This window comes from Bacillus sp. X1(2014) (assembly GCF_007678255.1).
Genome location: NZ_VEED01000080.1, coordinates 1 through 278, shown reverse-complemented (window position 1 = coordinate 278; position 278 = coordinate 1). Strand labels below are relative to the sequence as shown.

Genomic DNA, 278 nt, shown 5'->3' with positions numbered 1-278 from the left:
ACTTTTAAAATCGGTCTAGAATCCACATCTGTTTATAGTTTTCATCCATCTATGTTTCTTCATTATGATGAAGACTTACAACGCTTTGGAGCAAAGGTATTTCTAATGAATCCAAAACAAATTGCAAATTTCAAGAAAAGCTATTCTGACATGGATAAAACAGATGAGATTGATGCCTTTGTCATCGCTGACTATTTACGGTTTGGACGAAATCAAATGTCTATCGTAAAAGAAAGTCAGTATGTGGCACTCCAGCAATTAACAAGATCTCGTTATCA

At 34.2% G+C, this 278-nt stretch carries 1 protein-coding gene; it reads left to right on the top strand.

Features of this window, described 5'->3' with window-relative positions:
- Positions 1 to 278: IS110 family transposase (locus FS608_RS29870; RefSeq protein ID WP_144556159.1), on the top strand; the 278-nt coding region annotated here is incomplete at both ends.